The organism is Ructibacterium sp. SJQ-7, from assembly GCF_054696575.1.
On the sequence record NZ_CP195193.1, the window covers coordinates 163,084 to 177,842 of the forward strand.

Here is a 14,759-nt window from a genome sequence, read left to right on the forward strand (position 1 = left end):
TCTCTCCCTCTTATTTTCTTGCCGTGTATTCTGTAATGAACATTCAAAATAATATAGAGTAGTATTTTTGCTAAATCTGTATTTTTCACATATTTGTCTAACCGGACAGCCGTTATGCTTTAATCCAATAATTTCTTTGTTACATTCTTGTATATGACGATAACTTTTTGACATAAAATTGCCTCCTATGGTTTCATTTTACCATAGGAGGCTCTTTTTTATTATCAGTTTTTTGAAATTATGTTCACTTGGGCTTGACACCTTTTTAACTATTTTAGATTAACTGTTACGGCACTGTCAAAATCAAGAGTGTAGTAATCTGTTTTAACAACACCGAGTTTTGTAAATTGCTGTTTTAGAGCGTCTGCTTTTGAACTTTCGGGTATCGGTAATAGTTTACCGTTATCGTCATATGCTTCAAATACATACCTTGCAGTATAGCTGTTAGTTTCGTAATTTACATCGGTGTATAATGTTGAGCTGAATTTATCGCCTGGTTCGGCATTTTCGCCGTTATCATTTTGAAGAACAAACGCAGGATCATATGGAACAAAACCGTCTTTGTAATAATCAATGTCAATTTCACCGTCTGTAATTCTGATACCGGTTACAATCACTTTGCCATAGTCGTTAATTTTGTATTCAATAGGATATGTTCCGACACTGTTAAATATTGTATCGCAATCTTCTGTATTGTATGAGTATTTAACAGGTACGAATTTTAACTGTTTTGTATCCTTGTTTGCTTTAAGAAATTCAAGTGAATTTCGTGAACTTCCGTCACCATTTACACTTAAATCAGAGTTTAAAATATCAAGGCAAGTATCGTTTTCGTCATACAAAGCAAAACTGTCAATATTTGCGATGACATTATCAGGATCACCTGTTGATGGGGTTGAAATCACAAGCTGATTGCCGAATGGTGAAAATACGGCTTTTTCAACAGTAGCGTCAGAATTAGGCAATTTTAAATTTATGTCTTTTGTTATACTACTAACCTTGACTTTTGATTTGTCAATATCGGTTGAAATGTACCACACTGAGTTTTTATCGTCATCGGTTATACCGTCATATTGACCGTTCAACAATTTGGTAAATGCGACAGGAAAATTTTCTTCGGAAGTATCTGCTTTTGATATAAATGCAAACAATTCAAGATTGAATTTATTCGGAATATTATATCCTGACACATTGTATTTTTTCGCACATTTATATGTATGTTGGTCAACAAAATATCCGCTTTCGTGATTGTTGTTGCTTACGTCTGATAGCTTGCCGTTTATAACACATCGAATGTCTGCCGAAACATTTAAACTGTTGCTCCAAATAGGTGCGTTATTGTCAGAGCTATTGTAAAAAGGCTCATTTTCAGAAGTAACTGTATAAAATACATGAACAAAGTTATCATCAGCGGCTACGTTGTCGAGAGTAAGTGTGTAACCGTCCTTTGATATGCTTTTTCCGATTGAGTCGTTAAAATTTGCAAGCTGTTCAAGGCTTGTCATTTCGACAGCATTGTCATTTTGGAAATATGATATAATTTCGCCGATTTTACCGCTGATTGAATCAGCTGCAAATGCGGTTGTAACCGCAAGTGCGCATATAACGGCGGCGATTGATGTTATTTTTAAATATTTTCTTTTCATATAAATCTTCCTTTCTTCAGGAGAAACATTGATTTTGTTGTTTACGTTTTTCAGAATAATATCCGTACTCGGCATATTATGAGTATCTGAAATATCTAATTCTTTTTGTAATTTAGCTAAATGTTTATTCATCATTAGCCCTCCTTTTTATAATAGTGTTTTTTAATTTTTGTTTACCGCGATACAGTTTTGTTTTGACTGTCGACAGGGAAATATTCATTGCTTTTGAAATTGTTTTGATTTTTTCATTGTAGTAATAATACCTGAAAAATATTTCACTGTCAGGCTCGCCGAGTGATGTAATCAGTTCGGTTAAAAATTGACTGTTTTCTGCTTTTATTATATTGTCTTGAGGTGTTAAATCGCTTGATATAATTTGCTCATTCAGAACTTCATTTGAATGATATTTGCGAAGTTTATTCTTTGATGTGTTTCGGGCAATAGTTGCTAAATATGAACGCATATTGCCTTTGGTTTCATCAATATTTAAAGAGTTTTGCCATAAAAGAAAAAATGTATCGGAAACGATTTCTTCCATATCTTCTTTTGATAATTTACAGCCGACTGTATTATAAACAATCACGCTTATATACGGCGTGTATATTTTTATAATGTCATCTAAGCTGTTACGATTTCGCTTTTTGAGATTATGTAAAAGTTTTTGTTCATCAATCAAAATATAAGCCTCCTCTCGTTGTAAAAAATAGCACTATTTTTTGATGTGTACGCTATTATATACACAGAAAATATATAAAAAGTTTCAATATTATAAAAATTTATTTTACTGTATCATATTATGCAGGTGAAAAACAAGCAAAACATATGGCAAAATGCAAAGTGACGTGATATAATTAAATAAAAAAATAGGAGAATTAATATGGACAAACAAGAAATTTTCCCTGACGGAACTGTTATAGATAAGTGGTTTTACGATATAAAGATACCCGAATTAAGTGATTTGGGTAAGCAATATGTATTAACCGATAACAATGTCCTTGATGACGGCAAGATACATACGAAAGAAATACAGAATTTGATTGACAGAGCATATGAGAACGGCGGCGGAGTTATTGTAGTTCCGAAAGGAACATATCTTACGGGTGCGTTGTTTTTCAAACAAGGGGTAAATCTTTATATTGAGGACGGCGGAGTGTTAAAGGGCAGTGATGATATTTACGATTATCCGATAATGCAAACTCGTATGGAGGGTGAAACGTGTCCGTATTTTGCTGCGTTGATTAATGCAGATAATGTTGACGGTTTTAAAATGTGCGGAAAAGGTACAATAGACGGAAACGGTTTGAAAGCGTGGAGAGCGTTTTGGCTAAGACGTAAATGGAATCCAAACTGTACCAACAAGGACGAGCAACGTCCAAGACTTGTTTACATATCAAACAGCAGTAATGTCACAATAGTCGATTTGCACTTGCAAAATTCGCACTATTGGACTACTCATATATACAAATGTCATCACGTCAAGTATATAAACTGCAATATATTTTCACCGTCAAAGCCGATTAAAGCACCGAGTACAGACGCTGTTGATATAGACGTGTGTACAGATGTTTTGGTTAAAAATTGTTATCTTGAAGTTAATGATGATTCGGTGGTACTGAAAGGCGGAAAAGGTCCTTGGGCGGATAAATTACCCGAAAACGGCTCTAACGAACGTATTTTAATTGAAGATTGTACATACGGTTTCTGTCACGGTTGCCTAACTTGCGGTTCGGAATCTGTACATAATAAAAATATAATTTTAAGAAGAATAAATATTAAAGAGGGTAAAAATTTGTTGTGGCTTAAAATGCGTCCAGATACACCTCAGCATTATGAATATATCAGTGTTAAAGATATAAAAGGTAAAATTGACAGTTTTATTAATATAAACCCGTGGACGCAGTTTTACGATTTGAAAGACAGGGAAGATGTGCCACTTTCTTATGCGGATAATGTTGTAATGAAAAATTGCGAATGTGAGTGTAATACGTTTTTTGATGTCAAGACAGATGAAAGTCAATATGTATTGTCTGATTTTACTTTTGAAAATTTAAAGATTAACGCAAAAGTAAACGGATTTAACGAAAATGCAATACAAAATGTGAAAATTAAAAATATAGATATTCAAAAACTTCTGTAACGTTGTGTTATAGAAGTTTTTCTGTTGTATCAGAAATAATTTTGTGGTATAATAAATCCCGATGTGTAAATCAAAGGCAAAAAACAATGGAGGGATACACAACGGATAAAGAAAATTTACATATATTCAGAGGAGAATTGGCACTTGCGTTGGCGGTTATAATCAACAGTTTTGGCGTTGTGCTTATGTTATATTCAGGTGCGGGAATTTCGGCTATATCGAGTGTTCCGTATGCGTTTTCGGAGGTTATTCCGAAAGTATCGCTTGGAACATGGACATATATTTTTCAAGGATTGCTTGTTTTGAGTTTAATGATTCTTAGAAAAAAGTTTGTTCCGCAATATTTGTTCAGCTTTGTGGTGGGCTTTATATTCAGTGAATTGCTTGATGTACATAAAATGTGGATAGACATTTTACCGACCGATTTGGGTTGGTGCGTGTTATACTTTGTCGTAAGTTATTTCTTGCTTTGCATAGGCATAGCATTATCAAACAGATGTAAATTACCGATAATACAGACAGACCTTTTCCCGAGAGAGTTATCGGAGATTATAAACGTTTCATATTCAAAAGTCAAAATAATTTTTGACGTAACGTGTTTGGCAGTAACTGCCTGTATGACGCTTATATTTTTCGGACGTCTTGACGGATTGGGAATAGGAACTGTCCTTGCGGCGTTTACTATGGGTAAAACGGTCGGCATTATCGGCAATATGATGGATAAAAAGTTCAGATTTGTTTCGTTTTTATCTAAATAAATTATAAATAAGAACGCATATCAACGGTAAGTTCTTCTTCAATATTGATAAGTTTTTTAGCAATATCTTTTGACTTTTCATCGGCGGCTTTGTACTTGTTAAGATATTTGTGCAATGTTTTAACACCCATATTACAGCCGTCGGTGATAAGGTCGGCAATCGTATTATCCGAAGAATCGGCAGAAATTTTTATATTCGTTTTAAACCACGACATACCTTTAGCCATAGGATTAGGATCTTTGCCGTCGTCGTGGTATTTGTCAAGAAGTATTTGAATTTCATCTTGAAGTTGTTGGTGGTCTGATTTTGCTTTTTCAAGCATTTGCTTGAAATTACCGTTGTTTACATCACCGAGAACTTCTTCTATTGAATACACGCCCATTTTTATACCGGCGTCACATTCTCTTAAAAGTTTTACAGTATCTTGTTCTATCATAATATCACTCCTTTTGTGTATAGTAATAACCTTAAAAATGTATTTTATTCGGTAAATTGAGATATGATACATATATATTTTGGTAATATATCAAAATAATTTTAACTATGATGTTGAAATCGGTATGTTTTTGATATATAATGTATTATTGGTAAAATATACGACTTGGAGGAAACATTCTATTATGAAAAAAATAATCTCGTTAATATCTGCAGTGGCGATTTGTGCGACGGCATCTGCACCTGTTATGGCGGCAGGCTGGCAGAAACAGTATCCGTGGGCAAAGGAAAGCGTTGAATATTGCTTGGAAAACAATATAATTTCGGGTGACGAAACAGGTGACCTTATGCTCGGCGGAAATCTTACAAGAGAACAAATGGCGAAAATATTTACAGATACATTTAATTTACAATCGAATTCAGCAGTTCGATTTAATGATGTGGAAAAAAATAAGTGGTCATATAAATATGTACAGGCATTTCAAGATTATATGCCGAAAAAAGGCTCGTTATTTAACGGCGGTGAATATGTAACGCGTGAAGAATTTGCGGCGTCATTGGTAAAAGCAAGCGGTCAAAAGGCAGCTGACAGTTATACAATCACAAATTACAGCTTTAAAGACGCTCAAAGCGTTGATGACGCATATAAAAATTTTCTTGAAACCGCAGTAACAAATTTGTATATGCTTGGTGACAGCGGTAATATACGTCCGAAAGATTTGCTTACAAGAGCGGAGGCTTGTACGTTCCTTTACAGAGTGGTAAATCCTGCGGCAGACAAAACTTCAATCACAGGTAACGCACAGGTAACGGTTGAACAGGCACAGGCTTGGGCAAAGGCAAAAGGGGCACACCAAAGATTTATTGATATAGCACCGATTTATTGGTATTACGGAGAAGTTTTCGGAATCAGACCGGAAGTGATGTATGCACAAGCCGGCAAAGAAACAGCATACGGAAATTACGGCGGCGCTGTATTGCCTGAAATGAATAACTGGGCAGGCATAAAAATTAAAAAACCGACAGGTGACAAAACAGAGGATCACGAAACTTTTGCAACACCTGAGGACGGTGTAAGAGCACATTATAATCATATGGCTGCGTATGTCGGACTTGCACCAGTAGGAGAGCCGCACGACAGATATTATGTTGTAAAGAGTATAGCTTGGGCAGGTACGGTAAAGTATGTCGAGCAACTTGGCGGACGTTGGTGTCCTGATATTAATTACGGATATGACATAATGACAATGGTTGAAAATATGTTGAAATACTAAAATACAAGGAGTAATTTATGATACTGCTTAATGGAAGTAATATAAAGAAAATGTTTCTTGATGAAACGCTTTTTGACAGTGTATCGTTTAATGTTGACAGTAACGATAAAATCGGTTTTATCGGTGTAAACGGTGCGGGAAAATCAACCCTTTTTAAAATAATCACAGGTGATATGGATTATGATGAGGGTGAAATTTTTAAGAATAAAGGCTTGCGTGTCGGTTACCTTGATCAGTATTCCGTAAACGGCAGTGAAAAGAGTATATGGGAAGAAACTCTTACGGTGTTTGCCGATGTAATCGAAATGGAAAATCAGCTTGATGAAATTCGTTTCGATATAGAAAATAATAACGGCAATATCGACGAGCTTGTAAAACGTCAAACTTCTTTGCAGGAAGCATTTGCCGAACGTGATGGATTTTATTATAAATCAAAAGTTAAAAGCACACTTACGGGACTGGGCTTTTCGGAAGATGAATTTGACTTGTGTGTAGACAAATTATCCGGCGGTCAAAAAACGCGTGTCGCACTCGGTAAAATTCTTTTGTCCGATGCAAATTTGTTGCTTTTGGACGAGCCGACAAACCATCTTGATATAGAGTCGGTTGAATGGCTAGAGGATTTCCTAAGAAATTATAGCGGTGCATTTATTGTAATATCGCACGACAGATATTTTCTTGACAGAGTTACGAACAAGACTTTTGAACTTGAAAACGGTCGTTTTCGTTCATATAACGGCAATTACAGTGCATATATGGCACAAAAAGAGATTGACAAAAAGACCGAACAGAGAAATTATGATAACACAATGCGTGAAATTCAACGTCTTGAAAATGTTGTTGAGCAACAAAGACGTTGGGGCAGAGAGAAAAATATTAAAACCGCCGAAAGCAAAATGAAAGTTATCGAAAGACTTGAAAAAGATTTGAATGCACCTATGCAGTCGCCAGAAGAAATGGAGTTTACATTCAAGGCTTGTGCAGGCGGCGGACAAGACGTTGTGCAGACGGAAAGTTTGGGTATGGCATTTGATAATAACAGATTGTTTTCAAATGTTGATATGCTTATTAAAAAGGGTGAAAAGGTATTCCTTTTAGGTCCGAACGGCTGCGGTAAAACGACGTTGCTTAAAATTTTAATGGGCGATTATGAGCAGACGGAAGGTTCATATAAAATCGGTGCGAATATTCATATAGGATACTATGACCAAATTCAAGAAAATCTTAATATGGATAAAACGGTTATAGACGAGGTGTGGGATGAATATCCTAACCTTACTCAAACCCAAATCAGAAATGCACTTGCAGTATTTTTGTTTAAAGGTGAAGATGTGTTCAAGGAAATACATAAGTTGTCCGGTGGCGAGAGAGCTAGGGTTGAACTTGTAAAACTTATGCTTAAGAGTGTTAATCTGCTTATAATGGACGAACCTACAAACCATCTTGACATTGAATCGAGAGAGGCTCTTGAAAATGCACTTTCCGATTATGACGGTACTATGATAATGGTATCGCACGACAGATATTTTATAAATAAACTTGCTGACAGAATTTTGTATTTGACGCCAAACGGTGTCGAAAGTTACAGCGGTGATTACGACAGCTTTGTGGCACGCGAAACGATTAAGACAGAACAGAAAACAGAGTCGGCAGGTCACCTTGATTATAAGGAGCAAAAGCGTTTGGAGGCGGAAAAACGTAAAACGCTTAATCGCTTTGCAAAGGTTGAGGACGAAATATCAAATAAGGAATCGGAGGTTGAGGAACTTTCTAAAGAGCTTGAAAATTCCGATATTGCAACCGATTATGTCAAAGCAGGCGAGATAACCGACAAAATAACAGAATTGCAGGACAAAATCGAAAGCCTTATGGAAGAATGGGAACGCTTGCAAATGATAATAGAAGAAAGTGGGTATGACGTATGAGAGCGGTTGTACAGAGAGTAACAAATGCCGATGTTAAAATTGACGGCAGAGTAAACGGAAAAATTGATAACGGCTTGCTTGTTCTTCTAGGTGTCGGCAACGGTGATACAGAAGAAGATATGAAGTATATCGCAGACAAGATTATAAAATTGCGTATTTTCAGTGACGAAAACGATAAAATGAATTTGAGTCTTGAAGATGTCGGCGGAAGTATGCTTGTTATATCGCAATTTACTTTGTACGGCGATTGCTCGCATGGCAGACGACCGTATTTTGGCAATGCAATGGAGCCTGTCAGCGCAAATGAAATGTATGAAAAATTTGTTGCATATATCAGGGAACAAGGTATACATACCGAAACAGGCGAATTCGGTGCGGATATGAAAGTATCACTTACAAATGACGGCCCTGTTACAATAATTTTGGAGAGCAAGAACTGAGGTTGTGATTATGCGAAGAAAAGAACGTGAAGTTACGGATTACAATAAAATGATTGAAATATTGAAATCGTGTGACTGCTGTCGTATAGGGTTGGTGGACGATAAAGGTGCGTATATTGTTCCGATGAACTTCGGATATGAAGATAATAACGGCAAACTTACATTGTATTTTCACGGAGCGACAGAGGGGAAGAAGATTGATCTAATCAATAATCAACCCGAAATAAGTTTTGAAACAGATACGAAACATGAGCTTGTAACAAGTGATACTGCTTGCGGGCATTCGTATTTGTATCAAAGCATTATGGGTAGGGGACAGGTAAAAATAGTGGCAGACAGGGACACTAAAATTAAAGGACTTAATCAGATCATGCACCACTATACAGGTAAATCCGATTATGAATTTAACGAAAACGTGCTTGAACGCACGGCTGTCATAAAATTAGCTGTGACAGAATGGTCGTGCAAAGAACATTAAAACTTTTAAAAGCTATTGAAAACAGTGTCGATTAATGATATAATTAAAATAATATAATAAACGGAGGAAAGAAAATGCAGAATGAAACAGTAATTGTGCTTGACTTCGGCGGTCAGTATAATCAGCTTATAGCCCGCAGAGTACGTGAGTGTAACGTATATTGTGAGGTTATGTCATACAAAAATTCTATCGAGAAGATTAAAGAAAAAAATCCGGTAGGTATCATTTTTACTGGCGGTCCGAACAGTGTGTATGACGAAAAATCACCACACTACGATAAGGCGATTTTTGAACTTGGTATTCCTATTTTGGGTATTTGTTACGGCAGTCAGCTTATGGCATATACTCTTGGCGGTCACGTTGATACTGCTCCTGTAAGTGAGTACGGTAAGACGGAAATTACAACTTCTGAAAGTAAGTTGTTTGAAAATGTTGATAAAAATACAGTAGTTTGGATGAGCCATACGGATTATATCGATAAAATTCCGGAAGGTTTCAAGATTACTGCTTATTCTAACGATTGTCCGTGTGCGGCTTATGAAGATGAAGAAAAGAAATTGTATGCGGTACAGTATCACCCGGAAGTAAATCATTCTGTACAAGGTCAGCAGATGTTGAAGAATTTCTTGTTTAACGTTTGTGGTTGTAAGGGCGATTGGCTTATGTCCGATTTTGCCGAAAAATCAATTCAGGCTTTGCGTGAAAAGATTGGTGACGGTAAAGTTTTGTGTGCTCTTTCAGGCGGTGTGGATTCATCTGTTGCGGCAGTTATGCTTCATAAAGCGGTAGGCAAGCAGCTTACTTGTGTGTTCGTTGATAACGGACTTCTTCGTAAAAATGAGGGCGATGAAGTTGAAAATCTTTTCAGAAATCAGTTTGATATTAACCTTATCAGAGCAAATGCACAGGATAGATTTTTAGGTATGCTTGAGGGCGTAAAAGAACCCGAAAAGAAACGTAAGATTATAGGTGAGGAATTTATTCGTGTGTTCGAGGCGGAAGCTAAGAAAATCGGTAAGGTTGATTATCTTGTTCAAGGTACAATTTATCCGGACGTTATCGAAAGCGGTGCAGGTGATGCGGCTGTTATTAAGAGCCATCATAATGTAGGCGGACTTCCGGAACACGTTGATTTTAAAGAAATTGTTGAACCGCTTCGTGATTTGTTTAAGGATGAAGTGCGTCAGCTTGGTATCGAACTTGGTTTGCCTGAAAAATTCGTATGGCGTCAACCGTTCCCGGGACCGGGATTGGCTGTAAGAGTTATAGGCGAAATTACAGAAGATAAACTTGAAATTTTGCGTGACGCAGACGCTATATTCAGAGAAGAAATCGCAAATGCAGGTCTTGAAAGAGATATAAACCAGTATTTTGCCGTTATTACAGATATGCGTAGCGTCGGCGTTATGGGTGACGGCAGAACATATGATTATACCCTTGCTTTAAGAGCCGTAACCACAACCGACTTTATGACAGCCGATTGGGCAAGAATACCTTTCGATGTCCTAGAAAAAGCATCAAATCGTATCGTAAACGAAGTAAAACACGTTAATAGACTTGTCTATGATATAACTTCAAAACCACCTGCAACTATTGAGTGGGAATGAGGTATCACGCCTCACAAATGGCTTAACCACGCCGTTTGCATCACTTACGAGTCCAAAATGGCAACAATTTGGCAACACTAAATAATTTATAAAAGTAAGAGCTAACTGAAATGAACCGACCCCCAAAAGTTAGACCAAAAATCTAACTATTGGGAGGTCGGTTTTTTTCATGGCAAAATATGGTTTTGAATTTAAAATGGAGGTTGTGCAGGCATATCTAAATGCTGAAGGTGGGTATAGATATTTAGCAAGTAAATATAACATTCCTGCAAAGAGGAGAATTGAAGAATGGGTACACGCATACAGAGAATTTGGTGAAGAAGGGTTAATGCGTTCGAGACAAAATAAGAAATATACTTTTCAATTTAAGCTTTCTATGGTAGAATTGTATCTATCAAGTGAGGTCTCATATCAGGAATTAGCACTATCACAAGGAATTAGTAATCCATCATTGATTGTAAAATGGGTCAATGATTTCAGAATTGCCGGTCCTGATGCTTTGAGACCTAAAAAGAAAGGTCGTAAGAAAACATTGGATATAAGAGAATGTAAAAAGCCTTCTAAATATGACGGAGAAAAACCCGTGGATACAAGTGCCGAGCATGTCAAAGAACTTGAAGACGAACTACTTAAACTTAGGATAGAAAATGCATATTTAAAAGAATTGAGGAGACTGCGTTTAGAGGAGGAAACTCTTCTGAAAAAACAGCGAGAATCGTCCACAGTCTCCGAGGACAGTTCAAATTAAAAGACATTCTCGCAGTAGTCGGTTTTCCAAAGGCAACATATATGTATTGGCAAAAACGATTTGACAGAGAAAATCCTGATAAACAGTTGGAGGATGAAATCACTAAAATCCATATAGAAAACAAGGATTACGGTTACAGACGGGTATATAGAGAATTACGAAACAGAAAGATTTTTGTGAATAAAAAGAAAGTTCAAAGAATCATGCAAAAATTATGTTTCCAGGTCACATCATTTACTCGAAAAAGTCGCAGATATAATTCGTACAAAGGCAATGTTGGTAAAATAGCACCAAACAGAATTAACAGGCGATTTAATACATCTGTACCGCATCAAAAGATAACTACTGACACGACCGAATTTAAGTATTATGAGATTGACAACAAAGGCCGAATGGTAATTAAGAAATTGTATTTAGACCCATTTCTTGATATGTTTAATGGTGAAGTGTTAAGCTATGGTATAAGCAAAACTCCATCAGCGGCAAGTGTTTTATCGGCACAGAAACAAGCAATAGAAATAACATCTGATTGCCCATACAGAAGAACATTCCATTCAGACAGAGGTTGGGCATATCAAATGGGTGCATATTCCTCTGTTCTTAAAGAAAACAAAATATTTCAAAGTATGTCTCGGAAAGGAAATTGTTATGATAACTCTGTGATGGAAAATTTCTTTGGAATATTAAAGCAGGAAATGTATTATGGAACTACATATTACAGCTTTGAAGAGCTTAAAGATGCTATTGAAAGATATATAAAATATTACAACGAGAAAAGAATAAAAGAAAAACTTGGGTGGATGAGTCCGGTTGAGTATCGGCTCAACACCTTGGCTGCATAAAAATAGCGTAGCAGTCGTTAAAACTACTACGCTATAAAAAGTCTAACTTTTGGGGGTCACATCAAACAGGGCTCTTTTTAAAAATACTACGGTTAGTTAAGACAAACTGCAAATGAGGAGTGATGTACGAAATATTTATTTTTTTTACAGGTAAGTTAGTTAAAACTAATCTAATAATCAACTAAAGCAGTGAGGTGATCAAGTGAACTTACGCAAAAAAATAATCGGAGTAATTGTAACTGTGTTGATTGTAATAACAAACATTGCTGTCTTTGCACAGACAGAGAAAAAACCGCAAACCACATTAGCGGTTGAACCAAAACGCACCGAAGCAGGGATAGAGTATAATTTATACTTAGAAAACACGAACTGTTTAAGTACGCTTTTCTTTGAGATGAATTTTGACGGTAAAAATGTCGGAAAAGCAACTCTTGAAAAAAACGAATGCTTTGACATATTGCATACAACTTGGAATACCGACAACAGGATTTCTGTAAAAGGATACCTCGGAAGAACCGGTAATAAAATGGGGTTTTCGTCAAACGAAAGAATTAAGGTTGCGAAAATCGTCATTCCGATTGATGTTTCCTCAACCGGGGAGTTTATTGCGGATATATCAAATGTGATATGTGCCGGAATTACCGAAACAGACGGTACTGCGGTAAAAGGAGAAGTAAAAGTTTACGAAACAAGTATAAAATATGCGGTAAATGAGTGCAGCGTTTTAGATTTTACTCAAAATGCTGTTGATATTCTTTCTTCTAAAGAGAGTGTGAGATTATTTCTGTAAATTAATTTTTCTATGATAAAATACTTAGTTTTATTTGGGCAGATAAGCAAAATTCAGCTTATCTGCCTTTTTGTAATATAGCACGGATTTTCTTCCGCGTCAAGAGCGGTCTTGCAAAAGACCGTATTTTTCACACTATACAAATGTAAAAATATATGCTAAACAAGTCGTCCATCATACATAATTGACAGTTCTCCGTAAACTCTGCCCCAATTTCTAAGTGGCATTGTCCACTTCTTTGTTGCTTCAAAGGTTGCCAAATACAGTGCCTTTAAAAGGGCTGTATCGCTCGGAAATACGCTCCTTTGGCTATTCAATCGACGAAGTACGCTATTAAGGCTTTCTATTGCATTTGTTGTATACATGACTTTTCTGACTTCTGCTGAAAATTTGAACATCGGTGATAAAACATCCCAATTTTCTTCCCATCTTCTCATTGCATTAGGGTACTTTTCTTGCCATTTTTTTGTGACACTCTGCATACGTTCATATCCGCTTTCTTCATTCGGTGCATGGTATATACTCTTTAAATCATTTGCAAATGCTTTTTTGTCTTTTTCCGCTACATATTTCAATGTATTGCGCACTTGATGGACAATGCAACGCTGATACTCCGTATTTGGATAGGCTGCTGCTATTGATTCCTTTATTCCTGATAAACCGTCTGCACATAATATTAATATATCTCTAACACCACGATTTTTGAGTTCATTTAAAACTCCAAGCCAATATTTCGCACTCTCATTTTTACCTATAGTTATGCTTAAAACTTCCTTCTTGCCCTCGTCATTTACACCCAAAATTATGTATGCAGCTATTTTTTTCACTATATGTTCATCACGAACCGAAAAGTGGATTGCATCAATGAAAACTATCGGATACACAGCTGATAAAGGGCGTTGTTGCCATTCTTCTATTTGAGGTAATATTTTATTTGTAACTGCGGTTACCATACTTTCGCTTACCTCAAAACCATATATATCTTCCACAATATCAGAAATTTGTCTTGTTGTCATGCCCTTTGCCGACATAGCAATGATTTTTTGTTCTATTGCTGATATGTCCTTCTTTCGTTTAGGGACTATCTGTGGTTCAAAATCACCGTCACGGTCTTGTGGAACATCAATAGGTATCTCACCATAAGAACTACGAAGTTTTTTGTGTTTTACTCCATTTCGATAATCCGGATTGTCACTGCGTTCATATTCGTCATAGCCTAAATGTTCATCCAGTTCAGCTTCCATCATTTCCTGAATAGTACCGCCTAACAGATCCTTTAGTGCCTCTTGAATATCTTCTGCTGTCTTGATGTTGTATTCCTGAATCAATCCGGCAATGATATTCTTCTTTCCTTCACTCATTCTTTCTCGTCTACGTCTTGCCATAAAAAAATTCCTCCTATGATTTATTTATATTCTATCATAGAAGGATTATTTTTTACAGACTTTTTCTCACACTCTCCTTCTAAAGCTCAAAATGTCGATGTGATTTTTGCGGCATATGACGAAAACGGCAAATTGGTAAGCGCTCAGAAAGAAAATGTTACATTACAGCAAGGCAAAAATAAACTTGATGTCAGCGGAATTGATTTCACTAATTCCGAGTCTATATCAGTTATGATATGGGATAGTATGGCATCAATGCGTCCATTTGCGGATAAAGCAACGATAAATAAATAG

General features: G+C 36.3%; 14 protein-coding genes and 1 pseudogene. 11 read left to right on the top strand and 4 right to left on the bottom strand.

Features of this window, described 5'->3' with window-relative positions; translation table 11 throughout:
- Positions 1 to 269: 269 nt before the first annotated feature.
- Together ACSAMO_RS00795 and ACSAMO_RS00800 are read right to left on the bottom strand one after the other, a co-directional pair.
- Positions 270 to 1,778 (bottom strand): DUF4179 domain-containing protein, encoded by a 1,509-nt coding sequence (locus tag ACSAMO_RS00795; protein WP_499209579.1) that lies wholly within the window; start codon positions 1,776 to 1,778, stop codon positions 270 to 272.
- Entirely contained in the window at positions 1,771 to 2,322 is a 552-nt protein-coding gene (locus ACSAMO_RS00800; RefSeq protein WP_022229143.1) for an RNA polymerase sigma factor, read from the bottom strand. The genes ACSAMO_RS00795 and ACSAMO_RS00800 overlap by 8 nt, the downstream gene beginning before the upstream one ends.
- Before the next feature lie 201 nt (positions 2,323 to 2,523).
- Here ACSAMO_RS00800 and ACSAMO_RS00805 point away from each other — a divergent pair, with 201 nt between their 5' ends.
- Together ACSAMO_RS00805 and ACSAMO_RS00810 are read left to right on the top strand one after the other, a co-directional pair.
- Positions 2,524 to 3,783, top strand: coding sequence for a rhamnogalacturonidase (locus tag ACSAMO_RS00805; protein WP_499209580.1), 1,260 nt, complete (start codon positions 2,524 to 2,526; stop codon positions 3,781 to 3,783).
- Between the two features lie 86 nt (positions 3,784 to 3,869).
- A complete protein-coding gene (locus ACSAMO_RS00810; protein ID WP_499209581.1) occupies positions 3,870 to 4,541 on the top strand; it encodes a DUF6198 family protein in 672 nt (223 codons plus the stop codon).
- A 1-nt stretch (position 4,542) separates the two neighbouring features.
- Here ACSAMO_RS00810 and ACSAMO_RS00815 read toward each other — a convergent pair whose 3' ends face one another.
- Complete coding sequence (locus ACSAMO_RS00815) at positions 4,543 to 4,977, bottom strand: hypothetical protein (RefSeq protein ID WP_022229138.1); 435 nt, start codon at positions 4,975 to 4,977, stop codon at positions 4,543 to 4,545.
- 184 nt (positions 4,978 to 5,161) lie between these two features.
- Between ACSAMO_RS00815 and ACSAMO_RS00820 the strand changes: the two genes are divergently transcribed.
- From ACSAMO_RS00820 to ACSAMO_RS00855, 8 genes and pseudogenes are all read left to right on the top strand, one after another.
- On the top strand, positions 5,162 to 6,250 hold the full coding sequence (locus tag ACSAMO_RS00820; RefSeq protein ID WP_499209582.1) for a glucosaminidase domain-containing protein: 1,089 nt from the start codon (positions 5,162 to 5,164) through the stop codon (positions 6,248 to 6,250).
- 50 nt (positions 6,251 to 6,300) lie between these two features.
- Positions 6,301 to 7,719 (top strand): annotated as a pseudogene (gene abc-f, locus ACSAMO_RS00825) (ribosomal protection-like ABC-F family protein); the annotation flags it as partial.
- Between the two features lie 36 nt (positions 7,720 to 7,755).
- Entirely contained in the window at positions 7,756 to 8,175 is a 420-nt protein-coding gene (locus ACSAMO_RS00830; RefSeq protein WP_499210111.1) for an ABC transporter C-terminal domain-containing protein, read from the top strand.
- Positions 8,172 to 8,615: a D-aminoacyl-tRNA deacylase gene (gene dtd / locus ACSAMO_RS00835; protein WP_499209583.1), complete on the top strand. Its 444-nt coding sequence runs from the start codon at positions 8,172 to 8,174 to the stop codon at positions 8,613 to 8,615. Before ACSAMO_RS00830 ends, dtd begins: the two co-directional genes overlap by 4 nt.
- A 10-nt stretch (positions 8,616 to 8,625) precedes the next feature.
- Positions 8,626 to 9,093: a pyridoxamine 5'-phosphate oxidase family protein gene (locus tag ACSAMO_RS00840; protein ID WP_022229134.1), complete on the top strand. Its 468-nt coding sequence runs from the start codon at positions 8,626 to 8,628 to the stop codon at positions 9,091 to 9,093.
- Between the two features lie 74 nt (positions 9,094 to 9,167).
- Positions 9,168 to 10,700: a glutamine-hydrolyzing GMP synthase gene (gene guaA / locus ACSAMO_RS00845; protein WP_499209584.1), complete on the top strand. Its 1,533-nt coding sequence runs from the start codon at positions 9,168 to 9,170 to the stop codon at positions 10,698 to 10,700.
- Positions 10,701 to 10,869: 169 nt separating this feature from the next.
- Positions 10,870 to 12,290 (top strand): IS3 family transposase gene (locus tag ACSAMO_RS00850; protein WP_499209585.1). Its coding sequence is split into 2 segments (ribosomal slippage): positions 10,870 to 11,392 and positions 11,392 to 12,290, totalling 1,422 coding nucleotides; the frame shifts between segments, so codons are not numbered across the junction.
- A 202-nt stretch (positions 12,291 to 12,492) separates the two neighbouring features.
- Complete coding sequence (locus ACSAMO_RS00855; RefSeq protein WP_499209586.1) at positions 12,493 to 13,080, top strand: hypothetical protein; 588 nt, start codon at positions 12,493 to 12,495, stop codon at positions 13,078 to 13,080.
- 158 nt (positions 13,081 to 13,238) lie between these two features.
- Here ACSAMO_RS00855 and ACSAMO_RS00860 read toward each other — a convergent pair whose 3' ends face one another.
- Complete coding sequence (locus ACSAMO_RS00860) at positions 13,239 to 14,465, bottom strand: IS256 family transposase (RefSeq protein WP_499209174.1); 1,227 nt, start codon at positions 14,463 to 14,465, stop codon at positions 13,239 to 13,241.
- A gap of 99 nt (positions 14,466 to 14,564) precedes the next feature.
- Here ACSAMO_RS00860 and ACSAMO_RS00865 point away from each other — a divergent pair, with 99 nt between their 5' ends.
- On the top strand, positions 14,565 to 14,759 hold the full coding sequence (locus ACSAMO_RS00865; RefSeq protein ID WP_499209587.1) for a hypothetical protein: 195 nt from the start codon (positions 14,565 to 14,567) through the stop codon (positions 14,757 to 14,759).

Coding starts and splice junctions, on each gene's coding strand:
- ACSAMO_RS00795 (WP_499209579.1), bottom strand. CDS start 1,778: ATGAATAAACATTTAGCTAAATTACAAAAAGAATTAGATATTTCAGAT.
- ACSAMO_RS00805 (WP_499209580.1), top strand. CDS start 2,524: ATGGACAAACAAGAAATTTTCCCTGACGGAACTGTTATAGATAAGTGG.
- ACSAMO_RS00810 (WP_499209581.1), top strand. CDS start 3,870: ATGGAGGGATACACAACGGATAAAGAAAATTTACATATATTCAGAGGA.
- ACSAMO_RS00815 (WP_022229138.1), bottom strand. CDS start 4,977: ATGATAGAACAAGATACTGTAAAACTTTTAAGAGAATGTGACGCCGGT.
- ACSAMO_RS00820 (WP_499209582.1), top strand. CDS start 5,162: ATGAAAAAAATAATCTCGTTAATATCTGCAGTGGCGATTTGTGCGACG.
- ACSAMO_RS00830 (WP_499210111.1), top strand. CDS start 7,756: ATGGTATCGCACGACAGATATTTTATAAATAAACTTGCTGACAGAATT.
- dtd (WP_499209583.1), top strand. CDS start 8,172: ATGAGAGCGGTTGTACAGAGAGTAACAAATGCCGATGTTAAAATTGAC.
- ACSAMO_RS00840 (WP_022229134.1), top strand. CDS start 8,626: ATGCGAAGAAAAGAACGTGAAGTTACGGATTACAATAAAATGATTGAA.
- guaA (WP_499209584.1), top strand. CDS start 9,168: ATGCAGAATGAAACAGTAATTGTGCTTGACTTCGGCGGTCAGTATAAT.
- ACSAMO_RS00860 (WP_499209174.1), bottom strand. CDS start 14,465: ATGGCAAGACGTAGACGAGAAAGAATGAGTGAAGGAAAGAAGAATATC.